Origin of the sequence: Saccharothrix sp. NRRL B-16314, from assembly GCF_000716595.1 — a bacterium.
Lineage (GTDB): Bacteria > Actinomycetota > Actinomycetes > Mycobacteriales > Pseudonocardiaceae > Actinosynnema.
This window is the reverse complement of the sequence record NZ_JNXC01000083.1, coordinates 1-2,238: the sequence shown is the minus strand read 5'-3', so window position 1 is coordinate 2,238 and position 2,238 is coordinate 1. Positions and strand designations below refer to the sequence as shown.

Annotated in this window: 2 protein-coding genes and 1 pseudogene; all 3 read right to left on the bottom strand. The window is 70.6% G+C overall.

Going from position 1 to position 2,238, the window contains the following annotated elements; all coding sequences use genetic code 11:
* Positions 1-725 (bottom strand): KR domain-containing protein (locus OQ02_RS46890; RefSeq protein ID WP_269321669.1); only part of this gene is annotated, 725 nt, incomplete at its 3' end.
* Between the two features lie 29 nt (positions 726-754).
* The gene (locus OQ02_RS39090) at positions 755-1,939 is read right to left on the bottom strand and encodes a polyketide synthase dehydratase domain-containing protein (protein ID WP_269321668.1); all 1,185 of its coding nucleotides are present in this window, start codon (positions 1,937-1,939) and stop codon (positions 755-757) included.
* A 22-nt stretch (positions 1,940-1,961) separates the two neighbouring features.
* Positions 1,962-2,225: pseudogene (locus OQ02_RS47445) on the bottom strand (acyltransferase domain-containing protein); the annotation flags it as partial.
* Between the last annotated feature and the right edge of the window lie 13 nt (positions 2,226-2,238).

Below are 2,238 nucleotides of genomic sequence, written 5' to 3'. Positions count from 1 at the left end.
GATGGCGGTGAGGGAGTCGAAGCCGAGGGTTTTGAAGGTGTTGGTGGGGTGGATGGTGGTGGTGTCGGTGTGGCCGAGGACGGTGGCGACGGCGGTGAGGACGCGTTGTTGGACGTGGTGTCGGTGTTGGTGTTCGGGGAGTGTGGCGAGTTGGTCGCGTAGTCCGTTGTGGACGGTGGTGGTGGTGCTGGTTGTGGCGGGGATGAGTCGGTGGAGGATGGGTGGTGTGGTGGTTCGGTCGAGGCCGGTGGTGGTGAGGGTGGTGGGGCAGTAGTGCGGCTCGGGTGCCGTGAGTGCGGTGTCGAAGTGCCGCAGGGCGGTGGCGACGGGCAGTGGTGTGATGCCCAGGGCTGCCAGCCGTGCGGTGTCGACGTCGGTGCGGTCAGGGGTAGGTGTCGGGTGAGTTGGTGGAGGTGCCAGGCGGCGTCGGCTTTGGGTGCGAGGACGTCCGCGCAGTGTTGTGGCGTCAGGTTGGTGATGGTGCCGTCGCGCAAGCCCGCCGCGCAGTGGACGACCGCCTGCAACGGGTGCTCGACGCTGATCGAATCGAGCAGGGCCGCGAGTTCGTCGCGGTCGCCCACGTCGCAGGCGCGGACGTCGACTTCTGCGCCGAGTGCGATCAGTTCCTCGATCAGGTCGTCGATGCCGGGTGTGTCGGGGCCTCGACGGCTGGTGAGCAGCAGGCGGCGCACACCGTGCTGGGCGACGACGTGGCGGGCGATCACCGTGCCGAGTCCGCTCGTGCCGCCGGTGATCAGCACCGTCCCCTCGGACGTGAACACCGTGCCGGAGGAAGGTCGGGTGCGTGGCCGTCGAGTGCGACCGCTCCGGTGGTGACCACGGCCAGTCGGGTGTGGACGAGTTGGTCGTGGCGCAGCCAGTCCTGGAGCACGGCGAGCACGCGTTCGAGGGAGTCCCGCACCCCGGCCGGCACATCCGTGTCGGCAGCGGGAACCGGGAGCACGATCCACTCGGGAACGGTCTCCCCTGCATCCGCAGCGGTGATCAGGTCATCGAGGGTGCCGTACTGACGAACCCCGGAGAGGCCGAAAGCGTCTGGTCCGAGCACGGCGATGGTCGACGGGATGCCGGCCGGGACTGCGGCGTCGGTCCACTCGACGGTGTACATCGGGTCGGCGCTCGTGCGGGCCGCCTCCAGCTGGCTGCGCGTCACCGGACGTCCGGCCACCGCCGCCACCGACAGGACGAGCCCGCCGTCGGCGTCCACGGCCGTCGCGCTCAGACCAGTGGCTCCGCCTGTCCGGCTGAGCCGCACCCGCAGCGTGTCCGCGGTTCCTCCGGGCCGCAGCCACACGCCCGACCAGGTGAACGGCAGCACCACCTCGTCGGCGTCGATGAGCGCGGCGTGGAAGGCCGCGTCGATCGTGGCCGGGTGGACGGTGAAGCCGGACCCGGCGGTGGGGACGACCTCGGCGTAAATGTCGCCGTCCAGCCGCCACGCCGCGCGCAGGCCCTGGAACACCGGTCCGTAGCCGAAGCCGCGCGCCGCCAACTCGGCGTAGAACCCTTCCAGCGACAGGGCTTCCGCACCTTGCGGTGGCCACACCTGTTCGACGGCTTCCGGCACGGGTAAGGCGGCGAGCGCACCCGAGGCGTGCTGGACCCACTCGTCGGAGTCACCACGGGAGTGGACGGTCAGCGTGCGCTGTCCGCTGTCGTCGGGTTGGCCGATCCAGAGCTGGACGGTGACGGGCGCGTCCTCGGTCAGGACCAGCGGCTGGTGCAGGACGAGCTCCCGCACGGCGGGACACCCGACCTTGGCCCCGGTGGCGGCGGCGAGTTCGACGAAGGTGGCTCCGGCGACAACGACTTGGCCGAAGACGGCGTGATCGGCCATCCACGGGTGGTCGGCCAACGACCAGCGCCCGGTGAACAGCTGCCCACCGCTGCCGCCCGCCAGGTGGATCGACCCTGCCAGCAGGGGGTGGTCGACCGGTGTGGGCGAGGGCGATCGAGGTCACCAGTCGGCGGATGTCGCCCTGGTCGCGTTGCAGGGTGGGGACGACGGCGGTGTCGTGTCCGGTGTCGGTGACGGTCTCGGCGGTGCCGAGGGCCAGCACCGGGTGGGTGGAGACCTCGACGAGGATGTCGTGTCCGTCGGTGAGCATCGTGGTCAGTGCGGTGTGGAAGCGGACGGGGTCGCGCAGGTTGCGGTACCAGTAGCCCGCGTCCATGCGGGTGGTGTCGTGTGGTCCGCCGGTCACGGTGGAGTACACC